The sequence below is a fragment of the Cellulosimicrobium sp. BMG9.23 genome (assembly GCF_059159985.1).
This window is the reverse complement of the sequence record NZ_JBZGBZ010000012.1, coordinates 92207-114492: the sequence shown is the minus strand read 5'-3', so window position 1 is coordinate 114492 and position 22286 is coordinate 92207. Positions and strand designations below refer to the sequence as shown.

Here is a 22286-nt window from a genome sequence, read left to right as displayed (position 1 = left end):
GACCGCACCCCGACGACGCGCGACACCGTCGACCGGTCGCGCTCCGTCCTCGTCGGGGTCGTCATCGACCAGTTCCCTCCGCTGGGCCGTGGGTCGCCTCGTCGCGCCCGTCGTCCTGCTTTCGCCGAAAGTACCGGCGCTTCTGATGCACGTCAATCAAAAGTGGAGCGACATCTCGACCGTCGCAGGACGAGGTGTGTGACACCGCCCGCCGTGGGTCAGCCGCGCGGGTCCTCGGCTCGGTCGTCACCGCTGGCACCGGTGTCCCCGCCGGCCTCGGCGTCGCCGCTGCCGCGGCGGCGCAGCACGAGGACCGTCGCGACGCCCGCGACGGCGAGCACTGCGACGGCCCCGATCACGATCGGCAGCGCGCTGCCGCCGTCGTCGGTCGATGCCGCGTCCGAGGCGTCGGTGTCCACCGTGCTGCCGGTGTCCTCGGTGGCGTCGGAGTCCTCGGCGCCTTCGGTGTCCGCCGTGCCGTCGGTGGCGTCGTCCGTGACCGGCGACGACGCGCTGCCCTCGGGCGTGGCCTCCTCGGCAGGAGCGCTCTCGGACGGCGCGGGCTCGGCCGCGGGCTGCTCCGCGACCCCGAAGGCGAGCGTGCCCTCGATGGGGTGGCCGTCGGACGAGACGACGCGCCACGCGACGGAGTACGTGCCGCCGGTGAGGGCGGCCGGGTCGAGCGGGAGCGTCGCGGTCGACCCGTCGATCGTCGGGGCGCCCTGCGCGACGACGGTCCCGGCGGCGTCGGTCACGACGACCTGCGGCTCGACGGCGAGGGGCTCGGTGTTGAAGCTCAGCGCGATCGCGGCGGGCGGGGCGTCGAGCTGTGCGCCGTCGGCGGGATCGGAGCCCACGAGGCGGTCGTGGGCCTGCGCGGGCAGGGCGGAGACCGTCGCGAGCGCCACGGTGAGAGCCAGCGCCGCGAGCAGCGCGAGGATCACGGTGACGAGCGCGGCGGCCGGTCGGGGTGCGGTGCGAGAAGAGGTGCTGAGAGTCATGGGAGGTCTTTCCGTCCGAGGTGCGGCGGTGCCGCAGGCTGTACCCGGGGTCCGGCGTGCGCCGGCACGGCCTCGTCGGGAGTCGCGCGGTCGCGCGAGCGGAGGGTCTAGGCAGGGATCCCGACGAGCCGGACCATGGCCGGGGGCCCGCGCGTCGGCGTCGTCCCGGGGTAGCGCGTCGAGGCGCCGCGTGCCGGCGCGGACGACACTCCGGCCTCATGGCGGGCCGGGGCCACGACGACAGGCACGGGCAGGGTCGCGCGCGGCGCGAGCCACGCCACGAGCCGATCGAGCGCGCGCTCCCCGCGCGCGAGCACGACCGCCAGTACGAGCGTCGCGACGGCGTGGGCGACGACCATCCACACGCCCGGGCCCGCCGGGGCCCCCGACCCAGCCGACGACGCGAGGTGGGCCGACGACGCGAGGCCGGCTGCGGCGTCGGGCACGACGGCGCTCGGGGAGCACACGAGGACCGCGCCGTGCCCGGCATGGCTCACGCCCGGGGACGGACCCGCAGGGACGCAGGTCGCGGCGCCGTGACCGAGCGTGTCGAGCGCGACGTGGAGCCCGAGCTGGGCGGTGCCGAGGACCGCCACGAGCCGCGGCACCGTGAAGCGGACGCGAGCGGCGGCCATCGTGCCCGCGAGCGTGAACGCGGCGAGCGCGGCGAGGACCAGCGGGTCCGGGAGGTGACCTCCCGCGACGGCGTGCGCCGCGGCGCCCAGCGCCAGCACGAGGGTCGCCACGAGCGCTGCGCGCGTCACGCGCAGCGGACCGGCGACCGGGGAGAGCACGAGGCCACCCTAGCCGCTCGGGTCAGGCGGGGGCACCGTCCCCCCGGCCCGTCGCGCGGGCGTCGGAGGCGTCCGGGGCACCTCGCCCGCCACCCCGCGCTGCGCCCTCGGCGTCGCCGGCAGACTCGGCGTCGGCGCCCTCGACACGGCCCTCGACCTCGGCGTCGGGGAGCGCCACCGCGCCCGGGTACGACCCGATCAGCGCGCGCGCGGGCAGCAGCCGGTCGAGCCCGACGAGCACGAGCCCGAGCACGAGGAACCCGGCGCCGTAGAGGACGACGTTGACGAGCAGCCCCGCCCAGCCGAGCGCGTCGAGGTCGACGAACCCGTAGGGGTACTCGCTGCCCGGGCTCACGAACCCGCGGATCGTCGTGAAGGCGAAGTACGCGAGGGGGTAGAGGAGCCACTGCGCCGCGGTGAGGCCGCGCAGGCGCTTGTGCGGAGTGAGCAGCAGGAAGTCGGCGACGACGGCCAGCGGCAGGACCTCGTGCTCGATCTGCCCGTCCGTCAGCCCGAGGAAGACCGCCGGGGCGTCGGGGTCCTCGGGCGCGAGGACGAACCACGCCACCAGGCCCGTGATCGCGGCGAACAGCGTCACGGCGCCGGTGAACCACGCCGGGGGCTGTCGCTGCCGCAGGAGGGACGCGATCCCGGCCCACGTGAACGCGACCGCGACGAGGAACCCGGTCTGGTTCGTGAAGTAGACCAGTCCCTCGACGTCGCCGTCCCGCCAGATCGCGCGCGTGCCGACGAGCGCGAGGACGACGAGGAAGAGTCGGAAGATCCCGACGACGACGTGCATGCGAGCTCCTTCGCGCGCGGTCCGTTCCCGAGCCGGTCCGGTCGCTCGGGGGCGACCGTCCGCACCTCGGAGCCTAGTCCCGCCCCGAGCCGTCCCCGCGCACCGGCGCAGACCGGGCGAGGTGACGCTTGCCCAGGTCAATGGTCGCCGGGGCGATGATGGACCCATGACGACCTCATCGCCCACTCCCCCCGCCCACCCCGCCCGGACCGCCCCGCGCACCGCGCGCGGCACCGTCGCCGTGACGAACGGGTACGTCGTACCGGTCACGTCCCCGCCGATCGAGGGCGGGACCGTGCTCGTCGAGGACGGCATCATCACGGCCGTCGGCAGGGACGTCGCGGTGCCCGACGGCGCGCGCGTCCTCGACGCGCGCGGCCGGTGGGTGCTCCCCGGCTTCGTCGAGGCCCACGCGCACATGGGCGTCATGGAGGAAGCCGAGGGCTGGGCCGGCAACGACACGAACGAGATGACCGACCCGAACGGCTCGGCGCTGCGCGCGATCGACGGGATCAACGTCGAGGACGAGGGCTTCCGCGACGCGCTCGTCGGCGGCGTGACGTCCGCCGTCGTCAAGCCCGGCTCCGGCAACCCGATCGGCGGGCAGACCGTCGCGATCAAGACCTGGGGCGGGCGGACGGTCGACGAGCAGGTGATCCGCCAGGCCGTGTCCGTGAAGTCGGCGCTCGGCGAGAACCCCAAGCGCGTCTACGGCGATCAGAAGAAGACCCCCTCGACGCGCCTGGGCGTCGCGAAGGTCATCCGGTCCGCGTTCGTGGACGCGCAGAACTACGTCGCGAAGCGCGACGCCGCCGAGGCGAAGGGCGAGCCGTTCGACCGTGACCTCGCCAAGGAGACGCTCGCGCGCGTGCTCGCGGGCGAGCTGTTCTGGGACCAGCACACGCACCGCGCGGACGACATCGCCACGGCACTGCGTCTCGCCGACGAGTTCGGCTACCGGCTCGTCCTCAACCACGGGACCGACGGCGCGGCGATCGCCGACGTGCTCGCCGAGCGCGACGTGCCGGTGATCTTCGGGCCGATGTTCACGTCGCGGTCCAAGGTCGAGCTCCGCGACCGCGCCATCGCGAACCTCGGCGTGCTCGCCCGCGCGGGCGTGCGCGTCGCGATCACGACCGACCACCCCGTCGTGCCGATCAACTTCCTCGTGCACCAGGCGTCGCTCGCGGTGAAGGAGGGTCTCGACCGCGACGTCGCGCTCCAGGCGCTCACGGTGAACCCGGCGCAGTTCCTCGGGCTCGACGACCGCGTCGGCGCCCTCACGCCGGGGCTCGACGGCGACGTCGTGGTGTGGTCGGGCGACCCGCTCGACGTCACCGCCCGTGCCGAGCACGTGCTCGTCACGGGAGTCGAGGTCTACACGTGGGACACCGCGGCGAACGGTGGGCGCGGGGTCGGCCGGGTCGTCGAGCGCTCGGAGCGCTTCGCGCGCTGAGCCACGCGCCGTCGACCGCCGAGAAGTGAGCTCCCGCCCCTGTTTTCCGCAGATCAGGGGCGGAAGGTCACTTCTCGGCGCACGCCACGCAGGTGCGGGCGGTCGGGCGGGCCTCGAGGCGTGCGGTGGCGACGTCCAGCCCGCACGACGCGCACGTCCCGTAGGTCCCCGCGTCGATGCGGGCGAGCGCGGCGTCGACCTCCTCGACCCGCGCGGCGGCGGACCGCGCGAGGGCGTCGACCTGCGCGCGCTCGAACGCGATCGTCGCGCCGTCGGGGTCGTGCTCGTCGTCCGCGTTGGAGTCCCGCGAGGCCTCGACGATCTCCGCCACCTCGCCGCGCAGGGCACGCAGCCGGGCGAGCGCCTCGGCGCGCTCCCGGTGGAGCCGCTCGCGGGCACCGACGAGGTCCGGGCTGGTCATGTGTCGCACAACGTCGGGCACGCCGGGAACCGTCCCGGCACTCGGGACGGTCCGCCGGCGCCCGCTACCGTGGTACCGGCGACCGATCCCGGACGAGAGGCACGAGCTGTGGCGCGGAGACTGCGGCTCGCGGCCCTGGTCGCCCTCGGCGGCGCGGTGGGCACCGCCGCCCGGGTCGGCCTGGAGACGGCGTTCGCACCCGAGGCCGGGACCTGGCCGTGGACGACCTTCGCGATCAACGTCGCAGGCTCGTTCCTCCTCGGTGCGCTGCTCGGGCACCTGGCACGTTCGGGGCCCGACGACGGGTGGCGGCGGCGGGTGCGCGTCCTCGCCGGGACCGGTGTCCTCGGCGGCTTCACGACGTACTCGGCCTTCGCTCTCGAGGTGGTGCGTCTCGCCGAGGCCGGGCACGCCGCGCTCGGCGCTGCGTACGCGCTCGTGAGCGTCGCGCTGGGCGTCGCGGCGGCCGGGGCCGGGATCGCCGTGGCGACGCGAGCGACCGGCACGGGCAGTGCCGCGCGCGGAGACGGACGAGGTGGCGCATGACGTGGCTCCTGGTCCCGGTGCTCGTCGCCGTGTGCGGCGGTTTCGGCGCGGCCACGCGATTCCTGGTCGACGGCGCCGTCGAGCGTCGCCGCGGACGGTCGGCGGTCCCCGTCGGCACGGTGGTCGTCAACGTCAGCGCGTGCCTGCTGCTCGGCCTCGTCACCGGCTGGCTCGTGGCGCACGCGGGCCCAGACGCGCTGACCGCCGTCGTGGGCCTCGGGTTCCTCGGCGGCTACTCGACGTTCTCGACCGCGAGCGTCGAGGGCGCACGGCTGCTGCTCGCGGGTCGCCCGGCGGCGGCCGTCGTGCACGCGCTCGGGATGCTCGGGGCGTGCCTCGGCGCGACGGCGCTCGGGCTCGTCGTCGGCGGTCTGCTGTGACCGGCCCGCACGCCCCGGCGTGACGCCGACCAGCGGTTCCACGCGCCGGGATGCGCATGACAGCGGCCCGCCGTGATGGAAGAGTGGCACCGCCCGGCCGAGCCGGGGTCACCAGGGGAGGACCCATGAGCCCGACGACGACCGTCGTCCGCTTCGACGCCTTCGGCGGTCCCGAGGTGCTGCGCGTCGCCGACGAGGAGGTGGCGGCGCCCGGTCCCGACCAGGTCCGTGTCGCCAACCGCGTGATCGGGGTGAACCCGGCCGACGTCAAGCGGCTCGCCGGCGCGTTCGGGGGGAGGGTTCCGGGCGTCCTCGGCTTCGAGGCGGCGGGCGTCGTGGACGCCGTCGGGCCCGACGTCGAGGGCTTCGCGCCCGGGGACGAGGTCGTGTGGCACGGGACCGGGGCGCAGCGCGCGCACTCCGTCGTGCGGGCCGAGAACGTGCGGCAGCGACCGCCGTCGGTCCCCGTGGAGCAGGCCGCCGTCCTGCCGGTCGCGGCGGCGACGGCGTTCTCGGCGCTCGTGCAGGCCGACGTCGGCGAGGGGGACGTCCTGCTGCTCCACGGCGCGAGCGGCGGCGTCGGCTCCGCAGCGGTCCAGGTGGCGCTCGCGCTGGGCGCGCGTGTCGTCGGCACCGCCTCGCCCGCGAACCACGACTACCTGCGCGGGCTCGGCGCGACACCCGTCGCCTACGGCCCCGGCCTCGTGGCCGCGGTCCGCGCGCTCCCGGACGGGCTCGCCGAGCCGAGCGTCGTCGTCGACCTCGTCGGCAGCCCGGAGACCGTCGCCGCCACGGTCGAGCTGCTGGGCGAGGACCTCGCTCTGGCCGACCCCGACGAGCCGCCGCTCGCCGTCACGATCGTCGGGTCGGAGGCGTCGCGCGCGGCGGGCATCGTCGACAAGGTCGACGCCCGAGGAGCGCTCGACGAGGTGCTCGCGCTGGCCGAGGACGGACGGTTGCGCATGGAGATCTCCCACCGGTTCCCGCTGGCCGAGGCCGCCGAGGCGCTGCGTGTCGTCGCGGCCGGCCACGGGCGGGGCAAGGTCGTGCTCGAGGTGCTGACCGACGTCGACTGAGACCGAGACGAGCGTCCAGGTCCTGTGACGCTGCGCACAAGCGCGCGGAGTGACCCGCGGGATCCCGCCGATCTGCCCGTGCGGACCGCGTCAATCTTCTTGCACCGCAGCCTCCCGCCGGTGTCCAATCCTTAGCATGCGTAAGTACCTGGCCGCTACCGCGGCGCTCTCCTGTGCCCTCCTCCTGGCGTCCTGCGCGTCGACGACCGACCCGTCGAGCGACGACGCCACCGCCCCCACCGACGAGACCACGACGGCCGAGACCGAGGTCCCCGAGCCCACGGTCATCGAGATCGCCCAGTCCTGCGCCGGGTTCTACGACGGCGGCGAGAACTCGCTCGCCACGCGCGTCGACGCGACCCTCCCGCTGACGACCGAGGCCCTCACCGACGAGAGCGGGGTCGAGATCACGACCACGCGCGACAAGATCGCCTCCGTCCAGCGCTTCGCCGACGTGGAGCTCCAGGAGAACCTCAACGGCATCAAGGCCCCGTTCGAGGCGGCCCTCACCGGCGCCACGGTCGAGACCTCCGGCGTGCAGCCCGCGCTCGACGGTCTCCGCGAGCAGTGCACCGAGGCCGGGTACGCCTTCGCGTCCTGATCCCCTGCGCCGCGGTCGAGCGCCCCGTCCCCCTCAGGGGCGGGGCGCTCTCGCGTTGCCGCCCGTCACCGCCCGGTGAGATGCGACCATCGGCGCCGCTGCCCACCATGAAGGAGCACGGGCCCGTCGGGCCCTCCGACGAGGGTGGCACACCATGGGGATCGACGACCTGAAGAACAAGGCCTCCGGCGCGCTGGACAGCGACAAGGGCGAGAAGGCGTCCGACGCGGCGCTCGAGAAGGGCGGCGACGCCGCCTCGAAGGCCACCGGCGGGAAGCACGACGAGCACATCGACCAGGGCACCGACCGCGCCGACAAGGCCCTCGGTCAGGAGTGACGCCGTAGCGCCCGTCGCGCGCGCTCGACGGAGGACCCGTGCCACGATCGGTCCATGCCCGTCGTCGAGTCCTCGCTCGTGGTCCCCGTCGACCCTGCTACCGCGTTCGCCGTCTCGCAGACGACCGGAGACGTCCGGCTGCGCTGGGACCCGTTCATCCGCAACCAGCGCTTCCTCGACGGCGCGACCGCACCCGCCAAGGGCGTCCGGACCCTCACGCGCCACCGCACCGGCCTGACGATGGTCAGCGAGTACGTGTCCTACAACCCGCCGACGAACGTCGGCATGCGCATGGTCCGCGGGTCGTGGTTCTTCGAGAACCTCGCCGGGGGCTGGCGGTTCGCCCCCGACCCGTCAGGCGGGACGCGCGCGACATGGCGCTACAGTTTCCGCTGCCGCCCGCGCTGGCTCGCGCCGCTCGCGGAACGGGTCGGGTCGTGGGTGCTGGGCCGAGACATCGACCATCGCATCGCCGGGTTCGCGCGCGGCTGCGCCGACCCGGTCGTGCTCGCGGCGGTGCGCGAGACGGGCTGAACGGTAGGCGCCGCTGGGTGCGCGAGAACGAGAGTGGTGGAGGGGCGGCCGAGGAACGAGGCCGCGGATGGTAGACCCGGCACGGCCGCCCCGGAACCACGCTCGTTCGGGGTGACCGCGTCGTCGGCGTCAGCGCGCGCCGGCCGCCGCGGGCTCCTTGTCGGTCGTCGTGCCCGACGGCGTCGCCTCCACCGCGGTCGCCTCGCCCTCGACCGGGGCGTCGTCGTCCACCGCGTCGTCGTCCGCGAAGAGGTCCTCCGCTGACGCGGACTCGTACTGCTCGACGTCGAGGATGCCCTCACGCTTGGCGACGATCGTCGGCACGAGCGCCTGGCCCGCGACGTTGACGGCCGTGCGGCCCATGTCGAGGATCGGGTCGATCGCGAGCAGCAGACCCACGCCCGCGAGGGGCAGGCCGAGCGTCGAGAGCGTCAGCGTGAGCATGACGACGGCGCCGGTGAGCCCGGCGGTCGCGGCGGAGCCGACGACCGAGACGAACGCGATGAGCAGGTAGTCGGTGATCGACAGGTCCACGTTGAAGATCTCCGCGACGAAGATCGCCGAGATCGCGGGGTAGATCGAGGCGCAGCCGTCCATCTTCGTCGTCGCGGCGAGCGGCACGGCGAACGATGCGTACTCGCTCGGCACGCCGAGGTTGCGCTCGGTGACGCGCTGCGTCACGGGGAGCGTGCCGATGGAGGAGCGCGACACGAACGCGAGCTGGATCGCGGGCCACGCGCCCTTGAAGTAGCTCGTGATCTTCAGGCCGTTGGTGCGCAGCAGCACCGGGTACACGACGAACAGCACGACGGCGAGCCCGACGTAGATGGCCGCGGCGAACCACGCGAGCGAGCTGAGCGAGCTCCAGCCGTAGGTCGCGATCGCGTTGCCGATGAGGCCCAGCGTGCCGAGCGGCGCGAGGCGGATGATCCACCACAGCACCTTCTGGATGATCGCGAGCGCCGAGCGGTTGAACGCGAGGAACGGGTCCGCCTTGGAGCCGGACTTGAGCGCCGCGATGCCGATGACGAGCGCGACGACGAGGATCTGCAGCACGTTGAAGTTGACCGACGTCGTCGCGGTCACCGCGCCGTCGGCGGCGGTCTCGAGCTGCGTGCCCGCACCGAGGCCCAGGACGTTGCCCGGAATGAGGCCGGTGAGGAAGTCGATCCACGTGCCGGTCCTGCCCGGCTCGGCGGCGTCGTCGAGCGACACGGACGCGTGGTTGCCCGGCTGGAAGATCAGCCCGAGCCCGATGCCGACGGCCACGGAGATCGCGGCGGTGATGGCGAACCACAGGAGCGTCTGGCCCGCGAGGCGCGCGGCGTTGGTGACGGTCCGCAGGTTCGCGATCGACGCGACGATCGCGGTGAAGATGAGCGGCGGGACGATCGCCTTGAGCAGCGTGACGAACGAGCTGCCGATCGTCGCGAGCGTCGTGGTGAGGCCGTTGGGCACCTCGCCGTCGGCGTCCTGCGGGCCCATCGCGAGGGCGATGCCACCGAGCACGACGCCCAGCGCGAGGCCGATGAGGATCTGGGCGCTGAACGACGGGAAGCGGCGCTTGCGCTTCGCGGGGGCCGGGGGCGTGGAGGTGGCCGACGCGGCGTCGTCGCGGCCGGGGGAAGCCTGCGCGGCGGGCTTCGAGGGGGTCGATGGCACGGAGGGACCTTTCGGTGCTCGGGCGGCACGGGCGCACGACGCGACCGCACCCGGGAGAGGGGCGGGAGTCGTCGTCGCGGGGCGGACCAGTGTCAGGGCGAGGGATCACCCGGGTGACGTGTGACCCTGACACGCGAGCACGCGCGCGCACCTGTCAGGGGCACAGGCCAGCGGGGTGACCTGTGGTCCTGACGACCGGGGGCGCGGCGCAGCGGGGCGCGAGGGCCGGGGAGCGTCAGCGACGACGACGGGTCAGCGACACAGAGCGCTGGCGACTCGACGGAGGTCGACGTCGCGGCGCTCGGTGAGGTACCAGGTCGGCACGCTGACGGACACGGAGGTGTCTCCCGAGGTTCGGCGGTTCGCGGAGTTCCACTGCGGGCCAGATCGTCGCCCGCGGCACCCGATCCTACCCGTCGGACGCCAACGCCCCGCCACGCCGTCTCATTCCTAGGGATCGTGTGAACGTGACCCCCAGGTGCGAGAGACGACGCCGCGGCCCGGAGCCTCAGCCCTGGTTCGGCGCGTCGAGGAAGGCGCGCATGAGCGGCCCGGCGGTCGCGGAGCCGCCCTCCCCCGTCTCGACGAACACGGCGACGGCGAGGTCGCCCTGGGTCGCGATCATCCACGCGTGCGACTGGTTGCCGTCGCCGTACTGCGCCGTGCCGGTCTTCGCCCCGACCTCCTCCGGGAGGTCGGCGAGCATGTCCGCGGAGCCGTCCGTGACGACGGCGCGCATGAGGCTGCGCAGCGTCGCGGCCTCGTCCTCGGTGAGGTCGCCCGACGGCTGCTCGGCCGAGGCGGGCTGCACGTCGGGGCGCACGAGGACCGGCGCGACCCGGTGCCCGGCGGCGACGCTCGCCGCGACCGTCGCCATGCCGAGCGGCGACGCGAGGATGCGGCCCTGGCCGATCATCGAGGCCGCGTGGTCCGTGCCCTCCGCCTCGGCCGGGACGTCACCCCAGAACGCCGCCGCCCCGAGGTCCGCCTCGACGCCGAGACCGAGCGACGCCGCGGCGTCGTGCAGCGCCTGCTGCGTCACGGTGTCGCGCTGGCCGATCATCGCGGTGTTGCACGAGTTCGCGAACGCGGTGCGCAGCGGCACCTCGCCGAGCGCGTCGGTCGGGTAGCCGGGGACGTTCTGGAAGGTGCGGCCGTCGACGGTGATCTCGGGCGGGCACGACACGACCGAGTCGGGCGTGAGGCCGGCGCGGAGCATCGCGAGCGTCGTCGCCACCTTGAAGGTCGAACCGGGCGCGTACTGGCCCGTCGTGGCCGTGGACAGCCCCTCCCCCGCGGTACCGCTCGCGGCGGCGAGCACCTCGCCCGTGGACGGCTTGATCGCGACGATCGCGCTGGGCGCGGTCTGCCCCGCGAGCACCTGCTCGGCAGCCACCTGCATCTCGGGTCGGAGCGTGGTGCTCAGCGGCACGCCCGCGACGGGCTCGACCCCGAACGCCTCCGTCGTCACCTCGTCCGGCGTGCTCCCGTCGGGGACGACCGTGATCGAGATCCCGGGCGTCCCGCGCAGCTGCTCGTCGTACTGGCGCTGCAGGCCCGAGAGCCCGACCGTGTCCCCGGCGACGACCGCGCCGTCGGACTCCTCGACGATCTCGGCCGTCGCCTCGCCGACTCGCCCGAGGATCGGCCGGGCGAACTCGCGCGTCGGCGCGAGCGGCATCTCGTCGTCGATGACGGCGACCCCCTCGATGGCGCGTGCCGCGTCCACGTCGATGCCGGCCGTGTCCTCCGTGCGCACCGTGATCGCCTCGACGAACGCCTTCTCCCCCGCCCCCGCGACGCGCTGCGCGAACTCCTCGGGATCGATCCCGACGACTCCCGCGAGCGCCCGCGCCGTGCCGTCCCACGCGCCCGCGTCGACGCGGGTCTTGTCCACGCCGATCCGGTGCACCGGCCGGTCGGCGACGATCGGGACGTCGTCGAGCCCGAGGATCTGGGCACGTTCCGCGCGGACGCGGTCGACGGCGAGCCGGTCGCCCTGCGCGAGGTCCGGCACGAGCACGTCGGGCTCCCACGCCGCCTCCCAGCGGCCCGGCCCCTCCTCGCCCTCGGCGGGCTCGGCGAAGGTCAGGTCGACGTCGGTCCTGTACTCCCACGCGGCGTCGTCGGTGACGGTCCAGCGGTAGGCGAGGGTCGCCGTCGCGCGCTCGTCGGCGTCCGAACCCTCCTCGTCCACCACCACGCCGTCGACCTCGACCGTGTGCTCGAACGCGGCGACGGGTTCGAGGACGGCCTCGAGGTGCCCCTGGACGTTCTCCGCCCGGCCGTTCGAGAACGCCAGGCCGCTCACGTCGCCCGCGGCGATGCCCGCGGCGAGATCCGCCGCCGCGTCCTCGGCGGTCGGCCGGTCCTCGGTGCACGCCGCGAGCGGGAGCGCGAGGGCCGGGACGAGCAGCACGGCGGCCACCCTCCGGCGGACCGACCTGGGACGAACGTGTGCGACCGTGCTCACCGGGGCTCCCTGCTGCGACCTGACGGGACGCGAGGGACGCTACCGCACGGCACCCGCACCGCGGACATCCCGGTCAGACCGGCCCGGACCGTCCGCGTCCTCTCCACACCTCGTCCCCGGCGCGGCGGGGCGCCGTCGTCCGGTCCGGCCGTCGCACGCCCTGCCCGACGGCGCGACCCGGCTCCGGCGTCAGTCCTCGCCCTCCGCGGGCGTCACCGGGCTGATCGCGTACCAGAGCCGGATCGACTCGTCGCCGCCCGGGCCGGGATCGTGGCTGATCTGGACCGACGTCACCACGTCACCGTTGGAACCGTTGATGCCCGTGCGCTCCCGGATCCCGCCCGACCGCGACTCCGTGAGCGACGCCGGGAGCTCGTCGAGCCAGCGGTCGATCTGCTCGCGGGGGAAGCCCAGCACGTCCGCGTCCGCCAGGAGCTGGTCGTGCACCGCCTCACCACCGGACAGGGAGCGGAACACGTTGATCGAGCTCACGTACCCGCGCCGCGGCTGGATCGTCAGCTCCTCGGCCGTCGTCGACCACGTCCCGTCGGGGAGGGTCAGCTCGACCTCGGCGCCACCGCCGGGGACGTCGACGATCGCCATCTGCTCCCCGAGCCCCACGGACTCGGCGGTGATCGGGCTGCTCACGTCCCAGCGCATCGGTGCGCCCTCCTCGATGTCGTCGATCGTCGTCCCGCTCCCTGTGCCCCCGGTGACCGACGACGTCGGCCCGCCCTGGTCGTCCGGGTCGCCGAACGTCACGGTGCATCCACCTATCCCCAGGCCGAGCGCGAGGCACAGCGCGGCTGCGGCGATCGCGCGGGCGGCCGTCACTGGTCCACGTCCACGTCCCACTCGGTCAGTCTGTCAAGGATCCGCCCGATCCGTCCGGGATCGGTGAGCCGGTAGTCGTCGATGCGCTGCGACACGTCCGTCCCGACGATCCGCGCGGCCTGGTCGGGATCCTGCGTGATGAGCTCCTGGTAGGCAGGCAGGGTGTCGTTCGCGATGTAGTCCCAGCGCGTCGCCTGGTCCGCGATGTTGCCGCCGGGCAGCGGGGTCTCGACGGAGATCGACCCCTGCACGGGGTTGTCGAACGAGATCCCGGTGAACGGGATGCCGACGTTCTCCGGGCCGGGGGTCTCGACGGTCACCGTGAACGGGTCGTGCTGCGCGTACGTCCCCGCGCCCGGGATCGACGGCTCCCCGACGAGCGTCATGAGGTACGTGAACGCCTCGCCCGTGCCGGGGTGGTCGCGCATGGTCTGCCAGTCGTCCGCGATGATCTGGTTCTGCTCGCGCCAGAGCAGGGCGGTGTTGCCGTCCGCGAGCGCCTGCGCGTCCCCGGCCCGGCCGGCCTCGATGTCCGACCACGCCTGGTACGCGGCGTCGTCGATGACGCCGGCCTCGAGCAGGCGCTCCATCTCGGGCAGACCCCCGTTCAGGTAGGCCTCGTGCATGACGGCCTGGTCGACGAAGATCTCGCGCTGCATGGACAGGAACTGGTTCTCGTAGAACGCGAGCTCGGCGTCCGTCATCGCGGCGACGGTCTCCAGCGCGGCGGGGGTGACGCCGGGAGGCAGGTGCTGCGCGCCGTCCTGCACGCCCTGCGCGAGCTCGCGCATCATGTCCAGGTCGAAGAACCCGGCGGCGAACGACGGCCCGATCATCGCCGCCATGCCGGCCCACTGCATCCACGGCTGGTCGAGGTACAGCTCGGCGTAGTAGCTGTAGACGGCCTCGATGATCTCCCGGTTGGCGCCCGCACCGGCGGCCGGGTCCCAGTCCCCGAAGGCGAAACCGGCCTCCGCCGCGGCGGTCCGCGTCCAGTGCGCGACGGCGGGGTCGCCGAACCCCGCGGAGTCCGGGTCGACGCCCTGCGAGACGAGGCGCCCGTACAGCGCCGCGACCTGCGCGTCCGTCGCCGCATCGAGCCAGTCGGCGCGCTCGGCCGCGTCCATCGCGAGGTACTCGGACGGCGTCGGGGTCGGGACCGTCCCGGGGCCTCCGGGCGTACCCGGCCCTCCCGGCGACGTCGGGCCGCCCGGGCCGCCGGGTGCGCCACCGTCCGCGGCGCTCGCGGACTCCTGCTGGTCGGCGTCGCGACGCAGCGTCTCGGCGGTCTGGTCGAGGAGAGCGGCGGCGGCGAGCACGGCCGGGGCGAGCGCCGCGGACCAGTCCCCGCGGAAGGCCGAGGCGTCGGGGCCGTCCCACCGCGTCGAGGACTCGACGAGGGACGCCACCTGGGCGCGGGCGCCGCGCAGCGTGTCGGCCCCGGAGAGCATGACGTCCGCGAGCGCGCGCAGGGCCGCGACGTCGGCGCCCCAGGATCCGCTCACCACGTGCTCCTCGAGGTCGGGCGCGGCGCGGGTGCGACGACGAGGACGGCGACCCGGGACGTCCGCAGGCGCGGACGGTCGACGGCGAGGCTACGGCGCACCGGCCATGCTCGCGATGGGGAGATCTGCCCATGCGCTCAGCGTGCGAGCGCACGCCGGCTGCAGGGTGTCAGCGCGCGAGCGACGCGCCCATCCTCCCGACGGCCTCGGTGAGCACGTCCACGTTCGTCGCGAGGTTGAGGCGCACGTGCCCCTCCCCGCCCGGCCCGAACCGTCGCCCGTCCTCGAGCGCGACGCCCGCCCGGTCGAGGAACCAGGCGCGCGGGTCCGCGGCGGGCGACCGGCCGTCGTCGGGCCCGGCGCCCGCGCCCCCGGCCAGGTCCCGGCAGTCCAGCCACGCGAGGTAGGTCGCCTCTCCCGGCCGGTACCGCACGCCCGGCAGGTGCTCGGCGAGCAGGTCGGCGAGCAGCCACGCGTTGCGCTCGACGCCGGCGAGGACGGCGTCGAGCCACGCGTCGCCGTGGTCGAGCGCGGCGACGTGCGCGAGGACCGCGACGTGGTGGACGCCGTGGCTCGCCTCCTCGGGGATGCGTCGCAGGTCGGCCACGGCGCCCGGGCCGCCGACCGCCGCAGCAGCCTTGATGCCCGGCAGGTTGAACGCCTTGGACGCGGACACGACAGCCACCGCGTCGTCGGACCCGGGGACGGTGAGCAGCGGCGTGTGCGTGGTGGCGGGGTGCCCGGCGAGGCCCGGCCGGGTGATCGGCGCGTGGATCTCGTCCGCGACGACGCGCACCCCGTACCGCGCGGCGAGCACGAGGCCCGCCGCGAGCTCGTCCGGTGCGTGCGCCGTGCCGGTCGGGTTGTGCGGGTTGCACACGAGCCAGACGGCGCGGCGCCCGGACCCCGGCCCGCCGCCGTGGGCCGCGACGCCGGTCGCCTCCGCGAACGCACGCTCGAGCGCGTCGAGGTCGAGGCGCAGGTCGGCGCCGAGCGGCGCGGTGACGACGCGACGTCCCTCGTTGCCCACGAAGCCGAAGAACGGCGGGTAGACGGGCGGGTTCACGACGACGGCGTCGCCCGGCGCCGTGAGGACGCGCAGCACCTCGACGATCGCGACCATGACGTCGGGCAGCGTGCGGGTCGCCGTCGGATCGAAGGACCAGCCCCACCGCCGCTCCGCGAAGCGCGCGTATGCCTCGCCGTACACCGTGCCGTGGTCGTAGCCCGTGTCGCCCGCGCGCATCGCCGCCGTCACGGCGTCCACGACGGGCTCGCACGGCGCGACGTCCATCTCCGCGACGAACAGCGGCAGGACGTCCGGGTCGTACGCGCGCCACTTCACCGACGTCCGACGGCGCAGCTCGTCGAGGGTGGGGACGTCCAGCGGCGTGCGGTGCGAGGTACCGGTCATGGGTCCCAGGCTAGGAGCCCTCGCCAGATCGGCACCTTGCTCCGAGATCGGCACCTCGACCCCGAGATCGGTTGTTTGACGAACCGATCTCGCGCCAGCTCGCCGATCTCACGAAGCTGCCGATCTCGAGACGCGTCAGGCGTCGAGAGGCGCGGCCGTCGGCTCCTCGGCCGCGGCGTTCGCCGGGCTCGTCGCGAGCACGACGCACCCGGCGACGGCGAGCACCGTCGCGAGGACGGCCGGCACGGCCCAGCCGTCGCGCACGACGTCGTCGAGCACGAGCAGCCCCACGGCGCCGGGGAGGAGGACCTCCACGACGGAGACCGTCGCCGCGACGGACCCGACGCTGCCCTTCTCGAGCGCCCGGAGGTACCCCATGACGCCCGCCGCGCCTGCGGCGAGGATCGCGAGCGCGAGCGGCTGCAGGACGGTGTCGAGGAGGTCGCCCGAGGCGTGCGCGCCGCGGGCCGCGACCGCCGCGACGGAGTAGCCGAGACCGCCGAGCAGGGCGAGCAGGATCGGGTGGCCACGGCGGTAGGCGAGCGCGACAGCGGCGACCAGCGCCAGCGAGACCACGACGGTCCACGTGGTGAAGGCGGCCGGCGGTTCGGGCGCCGGCTGCTCCCCCGCCGCGAGCGCCAGCACGACGAGCGAGCCGACGACCACCCCGATCGAGACGAGGTCGGTACGCCGCAGCACCGCGTGCAGCACGACCGGGGCCAGGATCACGACGCCCACGAGCGACGACGCGACGATCGCCTGGACGACGAAGAGCGGCAGGTGGTCCAGGGCCAGGAGCGACAGGAGGAACGCGGCGCCGTCGAGCGCGAGACCGCCGAGGACGAGCGGGTGCCGCACGGCGGCCAGGCCGTGGGCGCGCCGCGTCGCGACGGCCTGCATGATCGTGCTCACCGCGTACGCGACGGCGGCCCCGAGCGCCGCGGCGACGGACCAGATCACGGCGCCGTCCCGACCCCGCGCAGGAACCGCCCGACGACCGGGATCTCCGTGACGCCCTCCGCGCCCGCGAGCACGAGCGCCTGCGCGGCCGTGTACTCCGCGGAGTCCAGCACCACGTACCGCGGGGTCCAGCCCGGGTCGAACTTCTCGTTGAACGCGCCGAGCGTCGCCATCTGGGTCCCCTTCGACAGACGGCGCAGGACCGGTCGCGCGAGCTGGTCGACGCGGCCTTCGCGCTCGCCCTCGAGCACCTCGCGCATGACCGCGAAGTTCAGCCCCAGCCCGCGCATCCCGCGCGCCGCGACCTCGGCGATCGTCGCGACGATCGTCGCGTCGATCAGGCCGTTCGGCACGTCCTCCGCGTCGGTGCGCCGGCGCATGACGTCGAGCGACCAGCCGTCGATCGCCGCGGCGGGGACCCACTGGCAGAACGCGTCGACGCGTCCGTCGGCGTTCCGGGTCACCGAGAGCACGAGACCCGTGTCGTCGGGGTCGAAGAGGCGGGAGAGCGTCATGGAGAAGCCGCGCTCGTCCTCGCCCTGGCGCGACTCGTCGCTCATGGCGAGGATCTGCTCGCGCAGCCCCGGGTCGAGGGTCGTCGGGTCGTGGAACGTCGTCGTGTACCCGCTGCGTGCGACGCGGTTGACCGCCTGCCGCAGCGACTTGTGGTCGTGGCCCGCGAGCGTGAACGTCGTGCAGTCGACCGTCGCCTCGTCGCCGAGGTAGACGTGCCGCAGGCCGCTGCGCTCGTAGACCGGCAGCCAGTCCTCCGCCGCCGCGACGACCGCGATCGACCAGCCCGACGCCGCCGCGTGGTCGAGGAGCTCGGCCCACGTCGCCTCCCGCTCGGCGACCGGCCCGATGGGGTCCGGGGACACCAGGCACACCCCGCCGCGCACCGAGTGCGCGACGACGCTGCGGCCGACGAAGAACCAGTCCTTGTCGTCGCGCAGCGCGAAGTAGTCGAGAGTCCCGCCCCCGTACCGCTCCACGACGGCGCGTGCCCGCTCGCGCTCCTCGCGGTGCTCCGCGGGGCCGAGGCGGCGCGCCTCGCGCGGCGATCCGAGCCACCACAGGACGAGCACGAGCACGACCAGGTCGACGACGGTCGACACCACGGCCACCGTCGTGACGAGGCTGCTGCTGAGCGCTTCCTCGGGGTCGTCCGCGCGCAGGACCACGACGACGAGCGCCGCGATCGCGAGGACCCACGCGCTCACGAGGAGCAGGATCAGCAGCCCGGCCCGGCGGACCGCCCGGCGTGTGGGGAGCACGGGGAACGAGCGCCAGCGCGTCGCGAGCCACACCGCGGCCGCGAGGACCACCACGGACGGAATCACGTCGACCCCGCGCGCCGTGTGCGTCCCCGCCGTGAGCGCGAGCACCACGACCGTGACGAGCCAGGCGAGGCGGTGCCCGCGGCGCAGACCGCGCGCCATGAGCAGCAGCACGACGGAGTCGACGAGGAGCGTCGTCGACGCGGTCCCCGGCAGCAGGCCCGGCACGACGTCGCGGTAGAGGGTCAGGTGCGTCCACAGGCCGCGGACCAGCACGGCGAGGATGCCGAGGATCCCCAGGGCGAGGACCACACGGGACGCGAGGACGCGCACGCGCACCCGGCGTCGTTGCTCGTCGAGCGGCGACGGGACGAGGGACGCTGCCGGGGCCGGGCCTGGTTCCACGCACCCGATCATCCGGGACGGGATCCCGGAGCGCACGGCGCGGTTCGATCCTCGGAGAAATGGCGTTCCGCCGTCGCCACCGACCGGGCTAGTCTCCGCCGGTGATGACGACGATCAGACCCTTCCGCGCGAGCGACGTGCAGGCACTGGTGGACCTGTCCTTGCGCGCATGGGAGCCGGTGTTCGACTCGTGGCGCGGCATCCTCGGTGCGCGGCTCTACGAGCTCGCCTACCCGGACTGGCGCCGGAGCCAGGCTCAGGCGGTGCGGTCCGTGTGCACGGAGCACCCCGCGACGACGCTCGTCGCGGAACGCGGCGGGCAGCCGGTCGGGTTCGCCACGGTCGTGCTCGGGGAGCCGAGCCCGGAGACCGGCCGCACCGGGGACCTGGAGATGATCGCCGTGGACCCGTCCGCCCACCGGGGTGGTGCGGGCCGCGCTCTCATGGACGCCTCCATGGCGCTCATGCGGGACGCGGGCTGCGCCTACGCGAGCGTGTGGACCGGTGGGGACGCGGGCCACGCCCCGGCACGGGCGATGTACGAGGCGAGCGGGTTCACGGCGCTCCCGGTGGTGCACTACTACCGCGAGCTCTGAGCCCGGACGCCCGGAGTCCGCCCGGGGTGACCGGGTCCGTCAGCTCGCGGCGTCGTCCTCGCTGCCCGACGCGGTGCCGCGCCGGCGTGCGTGAGCCGGGCGCTCGTCGTCGTGCGCCCAGCGCCACAGGCGCGTCGCGACGAACCACACGACGGCGAGCGCGACGACGGCGATGACGACCTTCTGGAAGACGCCGGCGTACTGCTCGACGACGTGCCAGTTCTCGCCGAGGGTGTAGCCCGCGACGACGAACAGCGTGTTCCAGATCGCGCTGCCGGCGGTCGAGAGCGCCGTGAACTTCCACAGGGGCATGCGCTCGACGCCCGCCGGGATGGAGATGAGGCTGCGGAAGATGGGGATGAAGCGGCCGAAGAACACCGTCGCACCCCCGTGCCGCAGGAAGAACTGCTCGGTGCGGTCGACGTCCTCGACCTTGACGAGGGGCAGGCGCTCCGCGATCCACCGGGTGCGCTCCCGCCCGACGAGCGCGCCGACGGCGTAGAGGGCGAGCGCCCCGACGACGGACCCTGCCGTCGTCCACAGGATGGCCTCGACCAGACCGAAGCTGCCCTGGCTCGCGGTGAACCCTGCGAGCGGCAGGATGATCTCGCTCGGCAGCGGCGGGAACAGGTTCTCGAGCGCGATGGCGATCGCGGCGCCGACCGGCCCGAGCGTCTCCATGAGGTTCACGGCCCAGCCGGCGACGCCGTCGAGAGCAGGCTCCTGCGCCGCCGTCGCGGCGCTCGGCAGGGCAGCCGGCAGGGCGGCGAGGAGTCCGGGGCGCATGGTCTCCCACCCTAGGCGAGCCTCCGCAGGGCACGGCACCGATGAGTTCGAGAGGGTGTGGAGGTCTTGTGGGCGGGTGGGCGAGCCTGACGACCGAGGAGAGGACTGGAGCATGCGCATCACGACGACGGTGGAAGCGGGCGGCGGCACGACGACGGGGCTGCCGATCCCGGAGGACGTCGCGCTGTCGTTCGGACGGGGCAGGAAGTTCCCCGTGCGCGTGACGCTCGGCGGGCACACCTACCGCAGCTCGCTGACCTTCTACCGCGGCCAGTTCGTCATCTCGCTCAGTGCCGCGAACCGTGAGGCAGCGGGCGTGGCTGCGGGGGACGAGGTGGAGATCGACGTCGAGGTCGACGACGCCCCGCGGACCGTCGCCGTCCCGGACGACCTCGCGGGCGCGCTCGACGCAGCCGGGGTGCGCGGTGCGTTCGACGCCCTGTCATACTCGAGGCAGCGAGCGCTCGCCGAGCCCGTCGACGCGGCGAAGACCGCGGAGACCCGGCAGCGTCGGATCGAGAAGGCGGTCGCGTCCCTCGCGTGACGTCCCCGGCCCGGGCTCGTGCGGCCGCACCGGGCGGCGGAGGAGCGGGGGGCTCAGCCCCGGACGAGCGCGTCGATGAACCGGACCGGCTCCCAGGCGTCGGACTCGGCGTTGGAGACGACGGCGACCGTCACCCCCGGCGCTCCGGCCGGCGGGAGGTCGCCCGGCGCCGTCTGCGCGACGGGGTCCGGGTAGTGGCGCAGCATCGCGCTCGACCCGGTGTTGATGCCCTCCTTGTACGCCGAGCGCACGCTCCCGTCGGCGAGGAGCTCGAACTCGAGGCCGAACCCGTAGTGGACCGCGGCCGTGCGATCCCCGGGCGGGAGGTCCGGCCCGGTCTTCTCGTCGGTCTCCTCGGTGTCGCCGTCGTCGTGCTTGACCTGCGGGGTGAAGAACGCGCGCGTCAGGTCGGGCGGGAGGAGCTCGCCTCCGCGGACGGCCGCGAGGAACCGGGTGAGGTCGCGCGCGGTGACGTGCGCGCCGCCGTCGGGCGAGCCGACGGGCGGGTAGGAGTAGATGTTCTGCCGCCACCCGGTGACGGGACCGCGCGTGCCGTCGTCGCCGCGGGTGCGGACAGGCTCCCAGCCCTCCGCGACGTCGGGCACAGCCTCGTCCATGCGGAAGAAACCCGCGCCGACCATGCCGGCGCGCGCGAACACGTGCTCGCGCACGTAGTCGCGGTACGTGGTCCCGGTGACGTTCTCCAGCGCGAGGCCCGCGAGGACGAAGCCGACGTTGCAGTAGCGGCACCCCTCGCCCGGCGCGAAGTTGGGCTCCTTGTGGACGAAGCCGGGCAGGAAGTCCGCCGTGCGCGTCACGGAGTAGCTCGGGCGGTCGACCCACAGCGCCACGTACGACTCGCCGGCCTCCTCGTCGGCGTCGTCCGCGATGCCGGACGAGTGGGTGAGCAGGTGCCGGATGGTCACCTCCCGCGGGATCTTCGTGCCTGCGAGGTCGACATGGTCGTGGACGCGGTCGTCGAGGCCGAGCCGGCCCTCGCCGACGAGCTGGAGCACCGCGACCGCCGTGAAGAGCTTCGTCACCGACGCGACGTCGAACCGGGTGGTCGTGCGGACCGGGACGCCCCAGCGCCGCGACGCGACCCCGTACGCGCGCTCGAAGACCTCCTCGCCGTCGCGCTCGATCCGCACCACGCCGGAGAACTCGTCCTTCTCCGCCGCGACGCGCAGGTGGTCGTCGAGCGCGGCAAGGCGTTCTGTGGAGAGGCTGGCGACGTCGGTGACCATCTCTCGACAGTAGGCCCGCCACTGTCCTCGACGCCCGGTGTTTTCGGCCGGCGGCCAGTCTGGACGTGACCGTTCGCCCACGGCTCACCGGCCCTCACGCACGCCGATGATTCTCGGACGCGGCAACGGTCGTCCCTCGTGGCACAACCCGCAGCGGGCCGTTCCGAACCGCACCCCGAGAGGACACCACGATGACCGTGCAGCTCAGCCCCTACCTGACCTTCGACGGGAACGCCCGCGAGGCCGTCGACTTCTACGCGTCCGTGTTCGGCGTGACGCCCGAGGTCAGCACCTTCGACTCGGTGGGACCCGTCGACGACCCCGAGCAGGCGAAGAAGGTCATGCACTCCCAGCTCGTCGTGGACGGCGTCGGCACGCTCATGGCGTCGGACACCGCGCCCGGGATGCCGCCCGCGGTCAGCTCGTCCGTCGCGCTGTTCGGCGAGACCGCGGACAGCCAGCGCCTCCACGCGTGGTTCACCGCGCTGTCCGACGGTGCGCGCGACGTCATGGCGATCGAGACCGCCCCGTGGGGCGACGAGTTCGGCATGCTCACCGACAGGTTCGGCACGGTGTGGATGGTGAACGTCGTGGGCGGGGGCGCTCCCGCCTGACCGGTTCGTCCCGTACGGTCA

24 protein-coding genes are annotated in these 22286 nt (G+C 74.2%); 10 read left to right on the top strand and 14 right to left on the bottom strand.

Annotation, left to right across the window (positions count from 1 at the left end):
• Positions 1–218: 218 nt before the first annotated feature.
• The 3 genes from AC4H2G_RS20155 to AC4H2G_RS20145 form a co-directional block, all read right to left on the bottom strand.
• Positions 219–1001: a copper resistance CopC family protein gene (locus tag AC4H2G_RS20155; RefSeq protein WP_494367521.1), complete on the bottom strand. Its 783-nt coding sequence runs from the start codon at positions 999–1001 to the stop codon at positions 219–221.
• Positions 1002–1108: 107 nt separating this feature from the next.
• On the bottom strand, positions 1109–1795 hold the full coding sequence (locus tag AC4H2G_RS20150) for a hypothetical protein (RefSeq protein ID WP_494367520.1): 687 nt from the start codon (positions 1793–1795) through the stop codon (positions 1109–1111).
• Positions 1796–1817: 22 nt separating this feature from the next.
• Entirely contained in the window at positions 1818–2597 is a 780-nt protein-coding gene (locus AC4H2G_RS20145) for a Pr6Pr family membrane protein (protein WP_494367519.1), read from the bottom strand.
• Positions 2598–2763: 166 nt separating this feature from the next.
• Between AC4H2G_RS20145 and AC4H2G_RS20140 the strand changes: the two genes are divergently transcribed.
• Positions 2764–4053: an amidohydrolase gene (locus tag AC4H2G_RS20140; protein WP_494367518.1), complete on the top strand. Its 1290-nt coding sequence runs from the start codon at positions 2764–2766 to the stop codon at positions 4051–4053.
• Between the two features lie 67 nt (positions 4054–4120).
• Here the strand turns inward: AC4H2G_RS20140 and AC4H2G_RS20135 are convergent, their stop codons facing one another.
• Entirely contained in the window at positions 4121–4474 is a 354-nt protein-coding gene (locus tag AC4H2G_RS20135; RefSeq protein WP_494367517.1) for a TraR/DksA family transcriptional regulator, read from the bottom strand.
• 108 nt (positions 4475–4582) lie between these two features.
• On the opposite strand from AC4H2G_RS20135, the gene AC4H2G_RS20130 reads away from it, so the two are divergent.
• From AC4H2G_RS20130 to AC4H2G_RS20105, 6 genes are all read left to right on the top strand, one after another.
• Positions 4583–5020, top strand: a complete 438-nt coding sequence (locus AC4H2G_RS20130; RefSeq protein WP_494367516.1) for a fluoride efflux transporter FluC — start codon at positions 4583–4585, stop codon at positions 5018–5020.
• Positions 5017–5400, top strand: coding sequence for a fluoride efflux transporter FluC (locus AC4H2G_RS20125; protein ID WP_494367515.1), 384 nt, complete (start codon positions 5017–5019; stop codon positions 5398–5400). Before AC4H2G_RS20130 ends, AC4H2G_RS20125 begins: the two co-directional genes overlap by 4 nt.
• A gap of 125 nt (positions 5401–5525) precedes the next feature.
• Positions 5526–6476, top strand: coding sequence for a quinone oxidoreductase family protein (locus tag AC4H2G_RS20120; RefSeq protein ID WP_494367514.1), 951 nt, complete (start codon positions 5526–5528; stop codon positions 6474–6476).
• A gap of 136 nt (positions 6477–6612) precedes the next feature.
• Entirely contained in the window at positions 6613–7077 is a 465-nt protein-coding gene (locus AC4H2G_RS20115) for a hypothetical protein (RefSeq protein ID WP_494367513.1), read from the top strand.
• Between the two features lie 154 nt (positions 7078–7231).
• Positions 7232–7414, top strand: a complete 183-nt coding sequence (locus AC4H2G_RS20110; protein ID WP_494367512.1) for an antitoxin — start codon at positions 7232–7234, stop codon at positions 7412–7414.
• A gap of 54 nt (positions 7415–7468) precedes the next feature.
• Positions 7469–7948 carry an SRPBCC family protein gene (locus AC4H2G_RS20105; protein WP_494367511.1) on the top strand — a complete coding sequence of 160 codons (480 nt, stop codon included), beginning with the start codon at positions 7469–7471 and terminating at the stop codon, positions 7946–7948.
• A 129-nt stretch (positions 7949–8077) separates the two neighbouring features.
• On the opposite strand, the gene AC4H2G_RS20100 is transcribed toward AC4H2G_RS20105, so the two are convergent.
• The 8 genes from AC4H2G_RS20100 to AC4H2G_RS20065 all read right to left on the bottom strand — a co-directional run bounded on the left by AC4H2G_RS20100 (position 8078) and on the right by AC4H2G_RS20065 (position 18478).
• Positions 8078–9610 (bottom strand): dicarboxylate/amino acid:cation symporter, encoded by a 1533-nt coding sequence (locus AC4H2G_RS20100; RefSeq protein WP_494367510.1) that lies wholly within the window; start codon positions 9608–9610, stop codon positions 8078–8080.
• 252 nt (positions 9611–9862) lie between these two features.
• Positions 9863–9934 (bottom strand): putative leader peptide, encoded by a 72-nt coding sequence (locus AC4H2G_RS20095; RefSeq protein WP_366246654.1) that lies wholly within the window; start codon positions 9932–9934, stop codon positions 9863–9865.
• A gap of 184 nt (positions 9935–10118) precedes the next feature.
• A complete protein-coding gene (locus AC4H2G_RS20090; protein ID WP_494367509.1) occupies positions 10119–12029 on the bottom strand; it encodes a penicillin-binding transpeptidase domain-containing protein in 1911 nt (636 codons plus the stop codon).
• A gap of 243 nt (positions 12030–12272) precedes the next feature.
• Positions 12273–12917 carry a hypothetical protein gene (locus AC4H2G_RS20085; RefSeq protein WP_494367508.1) on the bottom strand — a complete coding sequence of 215 codons (645 nt, stop codon included), beginning with the start codon at positions 12915–12917 and terminating at the stop codon, positions 12273–12275.
• On the bottom strand, positions 12914–14422 hold the full coding sequence (locus tag AC4H2G_RS20080; protein ID WP_494367507.1) for a WXG100 family type VII secretion target: 1509 nt from the start codon (positions 14420–14422) through the stop codon (positions 12914–12916). The genes AC4H2G_RS20085 and AC4H2G_RS20080 overlap by 4 nt, the downstream gene beginning before the upstream one ends.
• Before the next feature lie 169 nt (positions 14423–14591).
• Positions 14592–15836, bottom strand: a complete 1245-nt coding sequence (locus tag AC4H2G_RS20075) for a MalY/PatB family protein (RefSeq protein ID WP_494367506.1) — start codon at positions 15834–15836, stop codon at positions 14592–14594.
• Positions 15837–15971: 135 nt separating this feature from the next.
• Positions 15972–16796 (bottom strand): hypothetical protein, encoded by an 825-nt coding sequence (locus AC4H2G_RS20070; RefSeq protein ID WP_494367505.1) that lies wholly within the window; start codon positions 16794–16796, stop codon positions 15972–15974.
• A complete protein-coding gene (locus AC4H2G_RS20065) occupies positions 16793–18478 on the bottom strand; it encodes a bifunctional lysylphosphatidylglycerol flippase/synthetase MprF (protein WP_494367504.1) in 1686 nt (561 codons plus the stop codon). Before AC4H2G_RS20065 ends, AC4H2G_RS20070 begins: the two co-directional genes overlap by 4 nt.
• Positions 18479–18582: 104 nt before the next feature.
• Here AC4H2G_RS20065 and AC4H2G_RS20060 point away from each other — a divergent pair, with 104 nt between their 5' ends.
• On the top strand, positions 18583–19074 hold the full coding sequence (locus AC4H2G_RS20060) for a GNAT family N-acetyltransferase (protein ID WP_494367503.1): 492 nt from the start codon (positions 18583–18585) through the stop codon (positions 19072–19074).
• Positions 19075–19113: 39 nt separating this feature from the next.
• Here AC4H2G_RS20060 and AC4H2G_RS20055 read toward each other — a convergent pair whose 3' ends face one another.
• Positions 19114–19860: a DedA family protein gene (locus tag AC4H2G_RS20055; protein ID WP_494367502.1), complete on the bottom strand. Its 747-nt coding sequence runs from the start codon at positions 19858–19860 to the stop codon at positions 19114–19116.
• A 112-nt stretch (positions 19861–19972) separates the two neighbouring features.
• On the opposite strand from AC4H2G_RS20055, the gene AC4H2G_RS20050 reads away from it, so the two are divergent.
• Positions 19973–20404, top strand: coding sequence for a YdeI/OmpD-associated family protein (locus tag AC4H2G_RS20050; protein WP_494367501.1), 432 nt, complete (start codon positions 19973–19975; stop codon positions 20402–20404).
• Positions 20405–20457: 53 nt separating this feature from the next.
• On the opposite strand, the gene AC4H2G_RS20045 is transcribed toward AC4H2G_RS20050, so the two are convergent.
• Positions 20458–21651: a serine hydrolase domain-containing protein gene (locus tag AC4H2G_RS20045; protein ID WP_494367500.1), complete on the bottom strand. Its 1194-nt coding sequence runs from the start codon at positions 21649–21651 to the stop codon at positions 20458–20460.
• Between the two features lie 191 nt (positions 21652–21842).
• Between AC4H2G_RS20045 and AC4H2G_RS20040 the strand changes: the two genes are divergently transcribed.
• Positions 21843–22265: a VOC family protein gene (locus AC4H2G_RS20040; RefSeq protein ID WP_494367499.1), complete on the top strand. Its 423-nt coding sequence runs from the start codon at positions 21843–21845 to the stop codon at positions 22263–22265.
• The last annotated feature ends 21 nt before the right edge of the window (positions 22266–22286 follow it).

Coding starts and splice junctions, on each gene's coding strand:
- AC4H2G_RS20135 (WP_494367517.1), bottom strand. CDS start 4,474: ATGACCAGCCCGGACCTCGTCGGTGCCCGCGAGCGGCTCCACCGGGAG.
- AC4H2G_RS20125 (WP_494367515.1), top strand. CDS start 5,017: ATGACGTGGCTCCTGGTCCCGGTGCTCGTCGCCGTGTGCGGCGGTTTC.
- AC4H2G_RS20115 (WP_494367513.1), top strand. CDS start 6,613: ATGCGTAAGTACCTGGCCGCTACCGCGGCGCTCTCCTGTGCCCTCCTC.
- AC4H2G_RS20145 (WP_494367519.1), bottom strand. CDS start 2,597: ATGCACGTCGTCGTCGGGATCTTCCGACTCTTCCTCGTCGTCCTCGCG.
- AC4H2G_RS20110 (WP_494367512.1), top strand. CDS start 7,232: ATGGGGATCGACGACCTGAAGAACAAGGCCTCCGGCGCGCTGGACAGC.
- AC4H2G_RS20040 (WP_494367499.1), top strand. CDS start 21,843: ATGACCGTGCAGCTCAGCCCCTACCTGACCTTCGACGGGAACGCCCGC.
- AC4H2G_RS20060 (WP_494367503.1), top strand. CDS start 18,583: ATGACGACGATCAGACCCTTCCGCGCGAGCGACGTGCAGGCACTGGTG.
- AC4H2G_RS20055 (WP_494367502.1), bottom strand. CDS start 19,860: ATGCGCCCCGGACTCCTCGCCGCCCTGCCGGCTGCCCTGCCGAGCGCC.
- AC4H2G_RS20120 (WP_494367514.1), top strand. CDS start 5,526: ATGAGCCCGACGACGACCGTCGTCCGCTTCGACGCCTTCGGCGGTCCC.
- AC4H2G_RS20050 (WP_494367501.1), top strand. CDS start 19,973: ATGCGCATCACGACGACGGTGGAAGCGGGCGGCGGCACGACGACGGGG.
- AC4H2G_RS20155 (WP_494367521.1), bottom strand. CDS start 1,001: ATGACTCTCAGCACCTCTTCTCGCACCGCACCCCGACCGGCCGCCGCG.
- AC4H2G_RS20045 (WP_494367500.1), bottom strand. CDS start 21,651: ATGGTCACCGACGTCGCCAGCCTCTCCACAGAACGCCTTGCCGCGCTC.
- AC4H2G_RS20140 (WP_494367518.1), top strand. CDS start 2,764: ATGACGACCTCATCGCCCACTCCCCCCGCCCACCCCGCCCGGACCGCC.
- AC4H2G_RS20105 (WP_494367511.1), top strand. CDS start 7,469: ATGCCCGTCGTCGAGTCCTCGCTCGTGGTCCCCGTCGACCCTGCTACC.
- AC4H2G_RS20075 (WP_494367506.1), bottom strand. CDS start 15,836: ATGACCGGTACCTCGCACCGCACGCCGCTGGACGTCCCCACCCTCGAC.